The organism is Rhizobium sp. 62_C5_N11_2, from assembly GCF_051811185.1.
GTDB lineage: Bacteria > Pseudomonadota > Alphaproteobacteria > Rhizobiales > Rhizobiaceae > Rhizobium > Rhizobium leguminosarum.
This window is the reverse complement of record NZ_JBPWPW010000001.1, coordinates 199,167-213,804: the sequence shown is the minus strand read 5'-3', so window position 1 is coordinate 213,804 and position 14,638 is coordinate 199,167. Positions and strand designations below refer to the sequence as shown.

The 14,638-nt window shown below is 62.2% G+C and carries 17 protein-coding genes; 10 read left to right on the top strand and 7 right to left on the bottom strand.

Annotation, left to right across the window (positions count from 1 at the left end):
* Positions 1 to 117: 117 nt before the first annotated feature.
* Together AB8B31_RS01135 and AB8B31_RS01130 are read left to right on the top strand one after the other, a co-directional pair.
* Complete coding sequence (locus tag AB8B31_RS01135; protein WP_028731549.1) at positions 118 to 675, top strand: dihydrofolate reductase family protein; 558 nt, start codon at positions 118 to 120, stop codon at positions 673 to 675.
* A 150-nt stretch (positions 676 to 825) separates the two neighbouring features.
* A complete protein-coding gene (locus tag AB8B31_RS01130) occupies positions 826 to 1,407 on the top strand; it encodes a transglycosylase SLT domain-containing protein (RefSeq protein ID WP_018447621.1) in 582 nt (193 codons plus the stop codon).
* Between the two features lie 51 nt (positions 1,408 to 1,458).
* Here AB8B31_RS01130 and pdeM read toward each other — a convergent pair whose 3' ends face one another.
* The 3 genes from pdeM to AB8B31_RS01115 all read right to left on the bottom strand — a co-directional run bounded on the left by pdeM (position 1,459) and on the right by AB8B31_RS01115 (position 5,551).
* A complete protein-coding gene (gene pdeM / locus AB8B31_RS01125) occupies positions 1,459 to 2,184 on the bottom strand; it encodes a ligase-associated DNA damage response endonuclease PdeM (protein WP_032998281.1) in 726 nt (241 codons plus the stop codon).
* A gap of 71 nt (positions 2,185 to 2,255) precedes the next feature.
* A complete protein-coding gene (locus tag AB8B31_RS01120; RefSeq protein WP_028731551.1) occupies positions 2,256 to 4,766 on the bottom strand; it encodes a ligase-associated DNA damage response DEXH box helicase in 2,511 nt (836 codons plus the stop codon).
* A 152-nt stretch (positions 4,767 to 4,918) separates the two neighbouring features.
* Positions 4,919 to 5,551, bottom strand: a complete 633-nt coding sequence (locus AB8B31_RS01115; protein WP_028731552.1) for a YitT family protein — start codon at positions 5,549 to 5,551, stop codon at positions 4,919 to 4,921.
* Positions 5,552 to 5,684: 133 nt separating this feature from the next.
* On the opposite strand from AB8B31_RS01115, the gene AB8B31_RS01110 reads away from it, so the two are divergent.
* Complete coding sequence (locus AB8B31_RS01110) at positions 5,685 to 6,185, top strand: RrF2 family transcriptional regulator (RefSeq protein WP_018244670.1); 501 nt, start codon at positions 5,685 to 5,687, stop codon at positions 6,183 to 6,185.
* A gap of 24 nt (positions 6,186 to 6,209) precedes the next feature.
* Entirely contained in the window at positions 6,210 to 6,671 is a 462-nt protein-coding gene (locus AB8B31_RS01105) for a carboxymuconolactone decarboxylase family protein (RefSeq protein WP_028731553.1), read from the top strand.
* A gap of 388 nt (positions 6,672 to 7,059) precedes the next feature.
* Here AB8B31_RS01105 and AB8B31_RS01100 read toward each other — a convergent pair whose 3' ends face one another.
* Together AB8B31_RS01100 and AB8B31_RS01095 are read right to left on the bottom strand one after the other, a co-directional pair.
* Complete coding sequence (locus tag AB8B31_RS01100; protein WP_020493417.1) at positions 7,060 to 7,695, bottom strand: YitT family protein; 636 nt, start codon at positions 7,693 to 7,695, stop codon at positions 7,060 to 7,062.
* A gap of 212 nt (positions 7,696 to 7,907) precedes the next feature.
* Positions 7,908 to 8,840, bottom strand: a complete 933-nt coding sequence (locus AB8B31_RS01095) for a class I SAM-dependent DNA methyltransferase (protein ID WP_028731555.1) — start codon at positions 8,838 to 8,840, stop codon at positions 7,908 to 7,910.
* A 144-nt stretch (positions 8,841 to 8,984) separates the two neighbouring features.
* Here AB8B31_RS01095 and AB8B31_RS01090 point away from each other — a divergent pair, with 144 nt between their 5' ends.
* The 3 genes from AB8B31_RS01090 to AB8B31_RS01080 all read left to right on the top strand — a co-directional run bounded on the left by AB8B31_RS01090 (position 8,985) and on the right by AB8B31_RS01080 (position 11,180).
* On the top strand, positions 8,985 to 9,251 hold the full coding sequence (locus AB8B31_RS01090) for a DUF6460 domain-containing protein (protein ID WP_028731556.1): 267 nt from the start codon (positions 8,985 to 8,987) through the stop codon (positions 9,249 to 9,251).
* A 1-nt stretch (position 9,252) separates the two neighbouring features.
* Entirely contained in the window at positions 9,253 to 9,750 is a 498-nt protein-coding gene (locus AB8B31_RS01085) for a CAP domain-containing protein (RefSeq protein ID WP_018244663.1), read from the top strand.
* A gap of 83 nt (positions 9,751 to 9,833) precedes the next feature.
* On the top strand, positions 9,834 to 11,180 hold the full coding sequence (locus tag AB8B31_RS01080) for an MATE family efflux transporter (protein WP_028731557.1): 1,347 nt from the start codon (positions 9,834 to 9,836) through the stop codon (positions 11,178 to 11,180).
* Here AB8B31_RS01080 and AB8B31_RS01075 read toward each other — a convergent pair.
* Together AB8B31_RS01075 and AB8B31_RS01070 are read right to left on the bottom strand one after the other, a co-directional pair.
* On the bottom strand, positions 11,156 to 12,244 hold the full coding sequence (locus AB8B31_RS01075; protein WP_065275816.1) for a quinone-dependent dihydroorotate dehydrogenase: 1,089 nt from the start codon (positions 12,242 to 12,244) through the stop codon (positions 11,156 to 11,158). The two genes, AB8B31_RS01080 and AB8B31_RS01075, sit on opposite strands and share 25 nt — an antisense overlap.
* Positions 12,241 to 12,594, bottom strand: a complete 354-nt coding sequence (locus AB8B31_RS01070; protein ID WP_047617685.1) for a DUF952 domain-containing protein — start codon at positions 12,592 to 12,594, stop codon at positions 12,241 to 12,243. The genes AB8B31_RS01075 and AB8B31_RS01070 overlap by 4 nt, the downstream gene beginning before the upstream one ends.
* A 118-nt stretch (positions 12,595 to 12,712) precedes the next feature.
* On the opposite strand from AB8B31_RS01070, the gene AB8B31_RS01065 reads away from it, so the two are divergent.
* From AB8B31_RS01065 to AB8B31_RS01055, 3 genes are all read left to right on the top strand, one after another.
* The gene (locus AB8B31_RS01065; protein ID WP_047617687.1) at positions 12,713 to 13,111 is read left to right on the top strand and encodes a hypothetical protein; all 399 of its coding nucleotides are present in this window, start codon (positions 12,713 to 12,715) and stop codon (positions 13,109 to 13,111) included.
* A 91-nt stretch (positions 13,112 to 13,202) separates the two neighbouring features.
* Positions 13,203 to 13,850, top strand: coding sequence for a response regulator (locus AB8B31_RS01060; protein ID WP_003545225.1), 648 nt, complete (start codon positions 13,203 to 13,205; stop codon positions 13,848 to 13,850).
* 116 nt (positions 13,851 to 13,966) lie between these two features.
* Entirely contained in the window at positions 13,967 to 14,629 is a 663-nt protein-coding gene (locus tag AB8B31_RS01055; RefSeq protein WP_018244658.1) for a S24 family peptidase, read from the top strand.
* The last annotated feature ends 9 nt before the right edge of the window (positions 14,630 to 14,638 follow it).

Sequence of the window (14,638 nt, the reverse complement as noted above, 5' to 3'; positions counted from 1 at the left end):
AGTTCATCCATGCCTCCAAAAAACCGCTTGCATTTCGCCATCAGTTGATCTAGTTTTCAACCAGTTGCTATTCGCAATCGGTTTTATCTCGGTCGGCAATTCAGAAGGAGGATGGAAATGAGAAAGCTTGTTGTCTGGAACCTGATGACGCTCGATGGTTATTTCGAAGGCACGAAGCCGTGGGATATCGACTTCCACAATCTCGCCTGGGGACCTGAATTGCAGCGCTATGCCGAACAGTTCGGGAGGGAAGGCGATCTGCTGGTATTCGGCCGCAAGACCTATGAGGGCATGGCCACCTACTGGCCGACCGCCGAGGGCGAAGGTGAGATCAAAGCCTATATGAACGGCATCGCCAAGATCGCCGTGTCGCGGACGATGACCGAGACCGGTTGGAACAATGCCCGTGTCGTCAGCGATCCGATCCCCGAACTGACGAGGCTGAAGCAGGAGGACGGCAAGACGATCTTCATCTTCGGCAGCGCCGAGCTTGCCGACAGCCTGCTGAAAGCGGGGCTTATCGATGAAATCAGGGTTTGCCTGGTGCCTGTCATTCTCGGCGGCGGCAATCCGCTTTTCAAACAGGCAGAGGGCCCGGTGCCGCTGAAGCTCATCGAATCCTCGACGACGGAAGGCGGCGCGGTAATCCTGCGCTACGAACCCGTCAAGGCTTAGGGATTTTGATGTGCGATTCCGTCCCGATGGTCAGGCCAGGGTATCCATCCCTGGTCGCACAAGAGAGCAGCCTGGGAAGTTCGCATTCGACTAAAAACCGGTTTTTAACATTTACGAGTTAGTAATCTCTCGGAAACGAGAGGTTTTGTCATGCGTACTCGTATCGTTCTGACGGCCATGGGTCTCGCGCTGCTTGCCGGCTGCGCGACGGCGCCGAAGCAGACGAGGAACATCTGTGCCGTCTTCGACGAGCGCGACGGGCTTTTCTCCAGCTGGCAGAGTGCCGCCGAGCGGACGGAGAAGAAATATGGCGTGCCCGTACCGATCCTGATGGCGACGATGTATACCGAATCCGGCTTCCAGCCCTATGCGCGGCCGCCGCGCACCAAACTGTTCGGCTTCATTCCCTGGACCCGGCCTTCGACGGCCTACGGTTATTCGCAGGCACTCGACGGAACCTGGGATCACTATCAGTCGCAGACGGGGAACTGGACTGCGCGACGGGCGAACTTCGCCGACGCGATCGATTTCATCGGCTGGTATCACTACCAGAACAGCGTGGAGACCGGCATTCCTCTGAACGATGCCTATAATCTCTATCTCGCCTATTATTCCGGGCCGACGGGATACAAACGCGGCGACTGGCGCTCGAACGGGCAGCTGCAGCAGACGGCGCAGAAGTTTGCGCGGATGGCCGGGACGTATCAGCGGCAGTTGCAGGAGTGCGATTGAGGATAGTTGAGGGCGTGCCATGTCCGCCCCTCTGCCCTCAAATAACAGGCGCTATCCCCACAAATTGCCGTATCTGACAGAATAGATCCGGTCCTTGCCAAGCAGATGCGCGATCAGCGACCCCCGGTCGAAAAGACCGTGCATCGCCTTGTGGCGAAGGTCGAGACCGCCGCTCATGACGCCGAAGGCCGGCATCAGTAGGCGGGCGCCGTCGGTGGCAAAGCAGGGGCGGCGGACGGATTTCTCGCGACGGCGGACGGTCGCCGACGGATGCAGGTGGCCGGCGATTTCTCCACTCTGCAAGCCGTTCTTCGGCTCGTGCCGGAAGGTCAGGCCGGCATAATGCATCTCGTCAGCGGATGTGCCCGGCAGATCGACGATGCCATCCGGATCATGGTTGCCATTGATCCAGATCCATTCGCGGCCGCGGGCCATATTGACGATCAGCGTGCGGAAATTCTCCGGCAAATGCTTCGAACCGATGCGGTCGTGGAAATTATCGCCGAGCGAGATGACGAGCTTCGGATCATAACGCGAGATGACGGCGGCAAGGACGGTCAGCGTCGCCAGCGTATCGTAAGGCGGCAGCATCATGCCGCGGCGGGCGAAAGCTGCGCCCTTTTCCAGGTGCAGGTCGGAAACGACGAGCAGGCCGGCATCGGGCAGATATAGGGCGCCGAGCGGATCACAGACCGCGGCAATGCCGTGGACCGATGTCTCGATGCCCGGCATGGCGGCCAGTCCTGATATGTCGCGCGCCAGCGCCAGGCGGTTCATCACGGTCGTCATTCCTAAATCGTCGTCGGCCTAAATCGTCGGACCCTAATTCTCATCAGGTCCAATTCTCGTCAAGCGAGCGCTTCGGCAATCAGATCGTCCGCCGCTTCGGCGAGCAGCGCGTCATGGGCCTCGCCCGGCACCGCCTCGCGTCCGATTTCCAGCATCACCGGCACGGCGAGCGGGGAAATATGGTCGAGAGCGCGGTGGGTGATGTGGCCCCTGATTCGTCTCAGCATATCGCCAAGACGGCCAATATCCAAAAGTCCCGTCGCCGCATCCTGCCGCGTCGCCTGCAAGAGGATGTGATCCGGCTCGTGGCTGCGCAGCACGTCGTAGATCAGATCGGCGGAGACGGTGATCTGGCGGCCGCTCTTTTCCTTGCCCGGATGACGGCGCTCGATCAAGCCGGCAATCACAGCGCAATTGCGGAAGGTGCGCTTCAACAGGAAGGATTCGTCCAGCCAGGCTTCGAGATCGTCGCCGAGCATGTCTTCGTCGAAGAGGTCGGAGAGGCTGAGCCGGCCATTGCGGATCATCAGCCCCATATCCTCGAGGCCCCAGATGGCAAGCGAATAATCGGTGGCGACGAAACCGAGCGGCTTGCCGCCTATCCGCTCCAGCCGGCGGGTCAGCAGCATGCCGAGCGTCTGGTGGGCGAGACGGCCTTCGAAGGGATAGGCGACCATATAGCCGCGGCTGCCGCGCGGGAAGGTTTCGATCAGGAACTCGTCGCGCTTCGGCAGCATCGACTTGTCGTTCTGCAGCGACAGCCAGTCGCGCACCTGATCCGGCAAGTGGCGCCAGCGATCGGGATCGGCGATCATCGCCCGCACCTGCTCGGCGAGATAGGTCGACAGCGGAAACTTGCCGCCATTATAGGAGGGGATCTTCGGATCGAGCGAAAAGGCCTGCGACGCCAGGCATTCGTTTTCGCGGATGCCCTCGAAGCGCAGCACCTTGCCGGAGAAGACGAAGGTATCGCCCGGCGACATCTGCTCGAGGAAATATTCCTCGACCTTCCCCAACGTAGCGCCGCCACGGCCGATCCTGCCGCCCTCGCCGCGCTTGACCAAGCGGATATTCAGCATCGGGCTTTCGACGATGGTGCCGAGGTTGAGGCGGTATTGTTGGGCGACCGCAGGATTGGAGACACGCCAGCGGCCCTCCTTGGTCTTGCGGATGCGGGCGTAACGCTCGTAGGTCCGCAGCGCATAACCGCCGGTCGCGACGAAATCGACGATGCGCTCGAAGGTCTCCCAGCTCAAATCGGCATAGGGCGAGGCGCTGGTGACTTCATCGTAAAGTTCCAGCATGTCGAAAGGTTCGGCGCAGGCCATGCCGAGCACATGCTGGGCGAGCACGTCGAGCGCGCCGCGGCCGACCGGCGGGGTATCCTGGGCGCCGATATAATTGGCGTCGAGGGCGGCCTGGCACTCCATGACCTCGAAGCGGTTGGCCGGCACAAGGATCGCCTTCGAGGGCTCGTCCATGCGGTGGTTGGCACGACCGATGCGCTGGGCAAGACGTGAGGCACCCTTCGGCGCACCGACATGAATGACGAGATCGACATCGCCCCAGTCGATGCCGAGATCGAGGGTGGAGGTGGCAACGACGGCGCGCAGTCGGTTTTCGGCCATCGCCGCCTCGACCTTGCGGCGCTGGGCGACATCGAGGGAGCCGTGGTGGAGCGCGATCGGCAGGTTGTCGTCATTGATCGTCCAGAGCGCCTGAAACAGCATTTCGGCCTGGCTGCGGGTGTTGACGAAAAGCAGCGTCGTGCGGTGTTCAACCAGTTGCCGGTAAACATCGGGAATGGCGTATCGGGCGGAATGGCCGGACCAGGGAATGCGCTCTTCGGTCGACAGGATCGAGATATCGGGCTTGGCGCCGCCTTCGACGACGACGAGGCCTGCATGATGCTCGCTGCCCTCTTCCTGTCCGACCAGCCATTTCTGCAGATCCATGGGTTCGGCGACAGTGGCCGACAGACCGATGGTCTTGAGGCCGGGGGCAAGGCGGCGCAGGCGGGCAAGGCCGAGCGAAAGCATATGGCCGCGCTTGGAGGTGACCAGCGAATGCAACTCGTCGAGGACGATATATTTCAGATCCTTGAAGAAGCGCTCGGCCTCCCGGTTCGCCAGAAGCAGGGCGACCTGCTCGGGCGTCGTCAGCAGAATATCCGGCGGGTTGAGCTTCTGGCGCTGACGCTTGGCGTTCGGCGTGTCGCCGGTGCGGTTTTCGACGGTGACCGGCAGGCCCATCTCCTCGACCGGCTTCATCAGGTTGCGCTCGATATCGATGGCAAGCGCCTTCAGTGGCGAGACATAGAGCGTATGGATGCCGGTGAAGGCGGAGCCGGGCGGGATCCGGCCGCGACGGGTGAGATCGGTGAGCGAGGGCAGGAAACCGGCGAGCGTCTTGCCGGCGCCGGTCGGCGCGATCAGCAGCGTGCTTTCGCCGGCCTCGGCGCGGGCGAGCAGTTCCAGCTGATGGGCGCGCGGGCGCCAGCCCTTTTCCGCAAACCAGCGGGTAAAGGCGGCAGGAAGCAGGGCACGGGCTTCGGAATCGATCTGGTCCACGCCCTGAAACTAGTGAAACGCCGGGGAAAGAGAAGAGCGGCCAACGCATGTCGCGCAAAAGTGTGCCGCGGTTTTGCGATAACGACATGCGTAAAAACAAAGACCTAAAGTGCGATGAGCGAATCTGAAAGATCGCGACGCGCTTTAGCAATTCACATGGCGATATAGCGATCCTTGCGGTGGTTGATGGCGATCGTGAGGTTGAGAACGATCGCACCGAGCACGGAGCAGGCGATGATGAAGGGGCTTGCGACGAAGAAGGAGAGCGCCAGGATGACGCCGTCGAAGCCGAGCTGGACGAAGCCGGCGCGCCAGCCGAAGCGATCCTGGATATAGAGGGCGAGAATGCCGATGCCGCCGAGGCTGGCGCGGTGGCGGAAGAGCGCCAGCATACCGGCGCCGATGACGAGGCCGCCGAAGAGCGCACCAGCGATAGGATCGACATGCGCCATGCTGATGAAGCCCGGGACGAATTCCGACAGAACCGACGTGAGCGCGATGGCGGCGAAGGTCTTGATGGTGAAGGCAGCGCCCAAGCGGCGGAAGGCGAGATAATAGAAGGGCAGGTTCACGACGAAGAAGCAGAGGCCGAAGCTCAGGCCGGTCGCATAATGGGCGAGGAAGGCAAGGCCTGCCGTGCCGCCGGCAAGCAGCCCCGCGCCGGAGAGAAGCGATACGCCGAGCACGGCGAGCATGCTGCCGGCGACAATGCCCTGGGCGTCGTCCAGCAGCGAGTGACGATCGGCGCTGGAATTCAGAAGGCCTGCGAAAGCGTTGGATGCCATGTTGTTCCCCTGTCGGCTTTGCCGTCTTCTATCCGGGGTCAGGATAAAGGCAAGTGGCAAGCAACGAGGACACCTCTTGACAGCCGGCATAATCGTGGATATTTTTTATCCACGAATTGAGGAGGCCAGATGCATGAAGATGGGCGATGGGGTCGAGCAGGCCATTCACAGCGTTGCGATGCTTTCCGGCCTTTCCGAAGGCGGTGTGCTTTCGGCCGCCGCGCTGGCGGAATTCCACGGCGTTTCGACAAGCTATCTGCTGAAGCATCTGCAGGCGCTGTCTGGCGCCGGCATCCTCGATACGGTTCCGGGGCCGAAGGGCGGATATCGGCTGGCGAAGGCGCCGAAGGAGATTTCGTTGCTCGACATCGTGCTCGCGGTCGAGGGGTCTGCCCCGGCTTTCCGCTGCGCCGAAATCCGCCAACGCGGGCCGAACCCGGTCTCCGATCGCTTGTTCGCCCAGCCCTGCACCATCAACGCGGCGATGCTGAAAGCCGAACGGGTCTATCGAGCCGAACTCGCCAAGACGAGCCTCGCCGATATCGGCATTGAACTCACCGCCGTCGACGACGGATCGATCGCAGCTAGAGGCTGCGCCTTCCTTGAAATCCATGAACGCAAGACGGCTCGTTGAGCCACCAACAAAGGAGAAAGATCAATGCAACCACGTTTCAATTTCGCCAAAGCCGCCCCCGATGCCTACAAGGCTGTCGCCGCGCTCGAGCAATATGTCCAGTCCTCCGGGCTGGAGCGTCGCTTCATCCACCTGATCAAGCTGCGCGCTTCGCAGATCAATGGCTGTGCCTATTGCGTCGACATGCATGTGAAGGAAGCCCGCCATGATGGGCTCAGCGAACAATGGATCAACCTGATGTGCGTCTGGCGGGAATCGCCGGTCTATGACGCCCGCGAACGGGCGCTGCTCGGCTGGGTGGATTCGGTGACCAATATCGCCAAGACAGGCGCGCCTGATGCCGACTACGAGACGCTGAAGGGGCATTTTTCCGAGGAAGAAATGACGAAGATTACGGTGGCGATCGGCGCCATCAACGTCTGGAACCGGCTTGCCGTCGGCTTCCGCTCGCAGCATCCGCTCGATGCTGCAACGAAGGCAGCCTGAGATATCTGCTGAGAGGGAAATCATCCTTGCAACCGACCCGAAAATCTCGGGTCGGTCGAATATCGGATCATTCGTGATCCCGAGTGGCCCGTACGGCAACGGCGTCAAACCGATTGCCCGGGAGGTCGATGCTGTTGAATATGTCTCGGACGACTTTCGCAATTTCTTCTGCGGAAGCGCCCTTGGCGTATTCTTCCTGCATACGGCGTCTGACAAGTTTTTCCAAATCTGACATAGTTCACCTCATCAAATCCGGCGCGAGATGAGTTTCGCGCCGAGACCGATCACAGGCAAGTTACGTTTTATTTAGAATGGCTTACCGATTGGTAATGTTAGAGCATGTCGCGCAAAAGTGTGCGGCGGTTTTGCGATAACGACATGCGTAAAGCTAAAGCGCGATGTAGCGATCAGCCCGGTGATTGATGGCAACGAAGAGGTTGAGGACGACGGCGCCGAGCACGGAATAGAAGACGACAGGCGGCGTGGTGACGAAGAAGGCGGCGGCGAGCACGCACATGTCGATGGCGAGCTGGACGAGGCCGGCTCGGATGCCGAAACGTTCCTGCAGATAGATGCCGAGAATGCCGACACCGCCGAGGCTGGCGCGGTGGCGATAGAGCGCCAGCAGGCCGAAGCCGAGCAGCAAGCCGCCGAGAAGGGCCGCCCAGGCCGGATGGATGCTCGAAATGGACAGGAAGCGCGACTGCACATCGGCAATCACCGAGGTCAGGCCGATGGCGATGAAGGTCTTGACGGTGAAGGCCATGCCGAGGCGCTTCCACGAGAGATAGAAGAACGGCAGGTTGAGCAGGAAGAAGGCAAGGCCGAAATTGACGCCGAAGGCATAATGCAGGAGGAAGGCCACGCCGGCGGTGCTGCCGGTGAGAAGGCCGGCGCTGGCGAGCACATAGAGGCCGAGAGCGGCAACCAGGCTGCCGGAGAATATGCCCTGCACATCTTCGATCGGGGTGTGGCGCGTCGCAGTCGTATTCCAGAAGCCAAGGGCATTGATGAGCTGTGTCATGTCGCCAGTCTCCACGGCAGACGATTTTAAAAAACGCGCTGGGAGAGGCCCGGGCGCAACGGAATTTTGCATAATGAAAGAAGCCGGAGCGCCTCGGCGATAATTGCCGGGCATCTCTGCAGATGCGGCACAGTATCGGGTTTTTCGGTCTTCCGATCAAGCGAAATAGGTAAGCAATGCTGACCTATTAAAAAATCGCAAGAAATGTTCGCTCACTCTGGTTTGCGCGTAAGGAACAGAATGCCGGAAACCGGTTTTCCGCCATCTTTGCGAATGACCGACTTGACGGTCGCAAGGATTTGCAAGCCGTGACGGGCAAGAAGCATCCTGACATAGCTTTCCGAATGGGCGTAACGCAGCGACGGGGCGAGATGAAAGCCCTCGCCGTCCCCTGCATCCTCGACGGAAAAGGCGATATCGGCGCCTGATGCAGCGAGTTCTCCGACGATGGCAAAGACGCTCTCGAGATTGCCGAGATACATCAGCACATCGGCTGCCGTCACCAGATCGGCGCGATGGCGCGGGGCATCCGCAAAGACGCCGGAGAGCTCGGGCGCGAGCGAGAGATCGGCCTGGGCAAGACTGTCATAGACCCGTTTCTCGGCGGCCTTCGCGAGCATGTTCTGCGAGAGGTCGAAGCCTTCAAGGCGGTCGACATTGGCGCGGATCTCCGGGCCAAGCAGACCGGTACCGCAGCCAAGATCGACGGCGTGTTCGTAGCGCCTGCCGGTGGAGGCGACGAGCGCTGCGAGCTTCTGCGGGACGTTGTAGTCGAGCTTGTCGACCAGTGCTGATTCGAAACGGTCGGCATAGTCGTCGAAGAGGCGCTCGACATAGCGGCTCGGCGGCCGGTCGGGCACCGAACCGTCGCCGAGAAGGGCGAGCTTGAGGGCGGCACCGAACATGTCGTCGGGATCGAGGGCAAGCGTCTTGCGATAGGCCTCGATCGCGGCTTCGCCCCTGCCCGCCTTTTCGCGATAGGTGGCGAGGCGATACCAGCCGGCGGCCCAGGCGGGCACGAGTTCGAGGGCCTGTTCCATCAGCTCAGCGGCCGCTTCCGGCTCGCCGCCTTCTTCAAGCATCCTGGCATAATCGGCGCGGCGGTCGGCGATAACGTCGCCTGAGGAAAGCTGGTGGGGCTGCATCAATGGACCTAATTGGTTGGCCCGCATTTGGCGGCGGCCACAAAAAAACTCAAGTCCTATTTCAGTGGCGAAGCGGCCAATTCCGGAAAGGGCTTGCGGGCGGCACGCCGCGACCTTATTCCAAGGGCAAACAGGAGATGGCTTATGTCCGATCAGGCGAACAGGTTCCTCGGCGATTCAATCGGCCGTACATTGATAAAGCTTGTCGTGGTGTCGCTGATCGTCGGTTTCGTCATGACCGTCTTCGGCCTGACGCCGTGGAGCATCATCGATGGCGTCCGCGACTTCGTCCTGGAAATCTGGCATCGGGGCTTCTCGGCCCTCGGGCGCGTCGGCGACTATCTCATCCTCGGCGCGACGATCGTCATCCCGCTCTTCGTCATCCTTCGTCTTTTCAGCTACCGCCGGTAACATGACATCCATCGATCTTTCCAGGCGTGGTCTGCTGCGCCTTTCCGGACTTGCACTCGCCGCCGGCATCGCCGGTTGCACCACGACCCCGCGGATGGCCGGCACGCCTTCCGACGGCGAGGACGAGACGGCGAGCGTGCTGCCGCTCGTCAACCAGTTGCGGGCGAAGCACGGCCTGCCGCCGCTTGCCGCCGATCCGGCGGCGAGCACTGCCGCCCTGTTCCAGGCGAAACGCATGGCGAGCGCCGGCAAGATGGCACATCTGATGGGGATGACCGACAGTTTCGGCGCGCGCGTCAAGGCGAGCGGCGTGCGGCTACCGGCGGCCGAAAACATCGCCTCCGGCCAGCAGAGCGTCGATGCCGTGGTGACGGCCTGGATCAACTCGCCGCATCACCTGGAAAACATGCTCGGACGTTATGACGGCCTTGGCGTCGCCGTCGCCCATAATACATCTTCCAGGAACCTGCCCTATTGGGCCATGGTGCTTTCCAGCTGAGGTGATTCCGCCTGCAGCAGTTCAAGTGATGCAGCGTCTTTTGCGCGTCTAACGACGCTTGGCGCTGCCGCGACGAGGCCGGCATGGATACACGCAGCAATCACAACGCGCTTGCTTTTGACGTGACGCACCGGCTGGTGCTAGCGATCGCCATTCCGATGACGCTCGGCTTCATGACGACGCCGCTGCTCGGGCTGACGAACACCGCCGTGGTCGGCCGTATGGGCAATGCGGAAGCGCTGGCCGGGCTGGCGATCGGCGCCATGCTCTTCGATCTGATCCTCGGCAGCTTCAACTTCCTGCGCGCTTCGACCACAGGCCTGACGGCGCAGGCCTATGGCCGGCGGGATCAGCACGAGCAGCAGGCGGTCTTCTCCAGGGCGATGATTTCGGCGCTCGGCTGCGGACTGGCGCTGCTCTGTCTTTCGCCGCTGCTGATGGCGGCGGGGTTGAGGTTGATGGGGGCGGAAGGAGCGATCGCCGAGGCAACCGGCACCTATTTCTCGATCCGCATGCTGGCAGCACCGGCGGCGCTGGCGAATTACGCCATCCTCGGCTTCGTGCTCGGGCGCGGACAGGGCAATATCGGACTGCTGCTGCAGGCCATCATCAACGGCATCAACATCCTGCTTTCGATCTATCTCGGCCTGACGCTCGATTGGGGCGTGGCGGGGGTCGCCTGGGGAACGATGGCCGGCGAAACCGTCGGCACGCTCGCAGGGCTTGCCATCGTACTGCGCGGCTTCGGCAAGGCAGCGCGGCCGGCATGGTCCGAGGTCTTTTCCCGGCACCGGCTGGCCGAGCTTTTCGCGCTCAACCGCGACATCCTGATCCGCACCTTCGTGCTGATCGGCGCCTTCACCATCATGACGCGGATCGGAACCAGCTTCGGCGCGGTGACGCTTGCCGCCAATGCCGTGGTGATGAATTTCTTCCTGCTATCAGGCTATTATCTCGACGGGCTTGCCAATGCCGCCGAACAGATCATTGGCCGGGCAATCGGCGCGCGCTACCGGCCGGCCTTCGACCGCGGGCTGAAGCTGACGACCTTGTGGTCCTTCGGACTGGCGGCGCTCGGCTCCGCCTTCTTCTTCCTCGCCGGACCCTGGCTGATCTCGGTGCTGACGACCTCACCCGAGGTACGGCAGGCGGCAGAAACCTATCTGCCCTGGGCGGCGGTGACGGGACTGACCGGCGCGCTCGCCTTCGTGATGGACGGGGTCTTCATCGGCGCCACGTGGTCGGCCGACATGCGCAACCGGATGCTGATATCTTTTGCCGGCTATCTCTTGATGCTCGCGGTCTTCGTTCCGCTCTTCGGCAATCACGGCCTGTGGCTTGGTATGAACGCCTTCCTGCTCTTCCGCGGTTTCTTCCTGGCGATGCTGGTGCGGTCGCGGGCCGATCAGACCTTCCGCGCCGCCCAATAATCCAGCCGGGTATCGCGCAGGTCGCGGATCGAGGCGGCTTTTTCGCGGTCCAGCAGTTTCGAGAGGCCGCGGACGATATCGCCGGCCAAGCCGGGGCCTTCATAGACCATACAGGAATAGAGCTGGACCAGATCGGCACCCGCCCTGATCTTCTCCAGCGCCGTCTCGGCCGAGGAGACGCCACCGACGCCGATGATCGGCAGATCAGGGCCGACGCGCTTGCGCATCCTGGCGAGCACGGCCGTCGACTTTTCGAATAGCGGCACGCCGGAAAGGCCGCCCGCCTCCTTCGCCTGGCGCTGATCCTTGAGGCCATCGCGCGACAGCGTGGTGTTGGAGACGATCAGGCCGTCGAGCGCATGCGAGAGCACTTCCGCGGCGATATCGTCCATGCCTTCCTCGGTCAGATCAGGCGCGATCTTCAGAAAGACCGGGATCTTCCGGCCGGATGTCGCCGTCATCTCATCGCGCGCCGCAAGCACTGATGACAGCAGTACCGCAAGGCTTTCGCGCCCCTGCAGGTCGCGCAGGCCGGGGGTGTTCGGCGAGGAGATGTTGGCGGTGAAATAGCGTGCGACGGAATAAAAGCGGCGGATGCCGGCGACATAATCGGCGATGCGGTCCTCGCTGTCCTTGTTGGCGCCGATATTGACGCCGATCATGCCACCGCCGCTTAGCGCGGCGAGGCGCCCGAAGGCGGCATCATGGCCTTCATTGTTGAAGCCGAGACGGTTGATGACGCCTTCATCCTCCACCAGGCGGAAGATGCGCGGGCGCGGATTGCCGGATTGCGGCTTCGGCGTCACCGTGCCGATCTCGGTGAAGCCGAAGCCGAGCTTCAGCAGCGCCTCCGGCACCTCGGCATTCTTGTCGTAGCCTGCGGCCATGCCGAGCGGATTTTCGAAGGTAAGGCCGGCAACGGTCTGGCGCAGGCGCGGATCGGGCGTGAGCTGGCAGGCGGGCACGAGGCCGGATTTCAAGGCGGCGATCGACATGCCGTGCGCCGTTTCCGGATCGAACAGGAAGAGACCCTTGCGGGCGAGACGCTTGAAGGGATCGATCATGGCTGCAGCTCCGGGAAAATATGGGCGCCGGCTTCGTCGAGCGGCAGAGGCGCCTCCCATAGCACGGTTGCAAGCGGCAGGTCGGCGTAGAGATGTGGGAAGAGATCGCCGCCGCGCGAGGGCTCAAAGACCAGCTTGTCGCCAAAGCCGCGGCCATCGACGGCAATCAGTAGCAGGCCGGACTGGCCGGCAAAGTGCAGGGCAGCGGTCTGCTTCACCTGGTCCGCCGTCGAGAAATGGATGAAGCCATCTTGGAGATCGATGCCGGCGCCATGAAAAATGCCGGTTTGTCTGGCTTGCTGCCAGAGCGTTTCCGTCACGATCTTGTAAAGGGTCGGTGTCAGGGTCATCATGGCCTCACGATGGGCTGTTCCTTGGTCACGAGGGCTTTGCCGGAAAGAGGCGGCGATGTCCACGCCCCGGCGCGAAAAACGGGACCGCCACAAGCAAAATCCGGAGGATGAGACGATGAAGGTTTTGATTCTGACGCTTGGCGTTTTTCTCATGCCGTTGGCGGCCGCGGCGGCCGAACCCGATGCCGGCCGCTTCCAGCTGGAGAAGAGCGGCGATCATTTCGTCCGGCTCGACCGGCAGACCGGGGCCATGTCGATCTGCCAGGACAAGGACGGCGCCCTCGTCTGCCGGATGGCAGCCGACGAGCGGGCGGCCTATGAGGATGAACTCGACCGGCTGGCAAAGCGGGTGACGGCGCTCGAACAGGGCAATGTCGCCCAGCGCGCGCTGCCGAGCGACGCCGAGGTCGACCGTTCGATCAGCATCATGGAGCGGATGATGAAGAGTTTCATGGGGATGGTGAAGGAGTTCCAGGCTGAGGAAAACACCAATCCCCTTCCGCAGAAGACCTGATCTGATATAGTCATGTCAGCAAGCCGGCATGCAACGCGGAGGGATGGCGTCGCATGCAAGGCATGATCGGGCTCTTGGGAGGGAGTTTTCGATGCAGGAACAGACCATCATCATTGCGGACGATCATCCGCTTTTCCGCGACGCGCTGCGCCAGGCAGTGATCGGTATGGAAGGCCGGCAGTCGATCGTCGAGGCCGGCGATTTCGCTGCCGCACGCCGGGCCGCCGGCGCCCATGCGGACGCCGACTTGATGCTGCTCGACCTCGCCATGCCCGGGGTCAGCGGCTTTTCCGGCTTGATGGCGCTGCGCTCAGAATTTGCCAGCCTGCCAATCGTCATTGTGTCGGCAACCGATGACGCGACGACGATCCGCCGGGCGCTGGAACTCGGCGCTTCCGGCTTCATTTCGAAATCCTCCGGTATCGAGGATATTCGCCGCAGCATCCAGACGGTGCTTGCCGGCGACATCGCCACGCCGGAAAGCTATCGCGACGGCCAGGAGCAGGATCCCGATGTCGCCGACCTGATCCACCGCCTGCATACGCTGACGCCGCAGCAGAGCCGGGTGCTGACCATGCTTGGCGAGGGGCTGCTGAACAAGCAGATTGCCTACGAACTCGGCGTGTCCGAGGCGACGATCAAGGCGCATGTCTCGGCGATCCTGTTGAAACTCGATGTCGACAGCCGGACGCAGGCGGTCATCCAGCTCGGCAAGATCAACATGGCGATGGTCGCCTGAGCGCAGCATGCGATAACAGGATTTTATTCCTCTTCTATCTTTACTCGGGCGGCGCGGTCGGTTAATATTCCGCCGGGTTGGAGCGCGGCGTTGAATGAGCCGCGACGGAATCGCGCATGCTGTCACACGACCAGATCTGGGAAGCGCTCGACAGGCTTGCCGAACGGCACGAGCTGACGCCATCCGGACTTGCGCGCCGCGCCGGCCTCGACCCGACCTCCTTCAACAAATCGAAACGGCTTTCCGCCGATGGGCGGCTGCGCTGGCCCTCGACGGAATCGATCGCCAAGGTGCTCGACGCCACAGGGGCGAGCATGGAGCAGTTTATGGCCTTCATGCGGCCGGATGCCGGCTCGGGACAGCAGGAAGGCGCATTTCCTCAGCGAGGCGGCTCCATTCCGCTGCTCGGCTTCGCGCAGGCGGGCGCCGGCGGCTTCTTCGACGATGGCGGTTTTCCGGCCGGCCAGGGCTGGGACGTGGTGGAATTTCCAGCCGCCCCGGCACAGAAATCAGGCGTCTATGCACTAGAGGTGCAGGGCGAGAGCATGATGCCGCTCTACCGCGACGGCGATGTGTTGATCGTCGAGCCGGGGGCGCAGGTGCGCCGCAACGACCGCGTCGTCGTGCGCACAAACGAGGGCGAGGTGATGGCCAAGGTGCTGCTGCGCCAGAGCCCGCGATCGATCGAGCTGATGTCGCTCAATCCCGAACATCCCAACCGCATCCTCGAGCTTTCCGACGTCGCCTGGATCGCCCGCATCATCTGGGCCAGCCAATAGGAAGATATT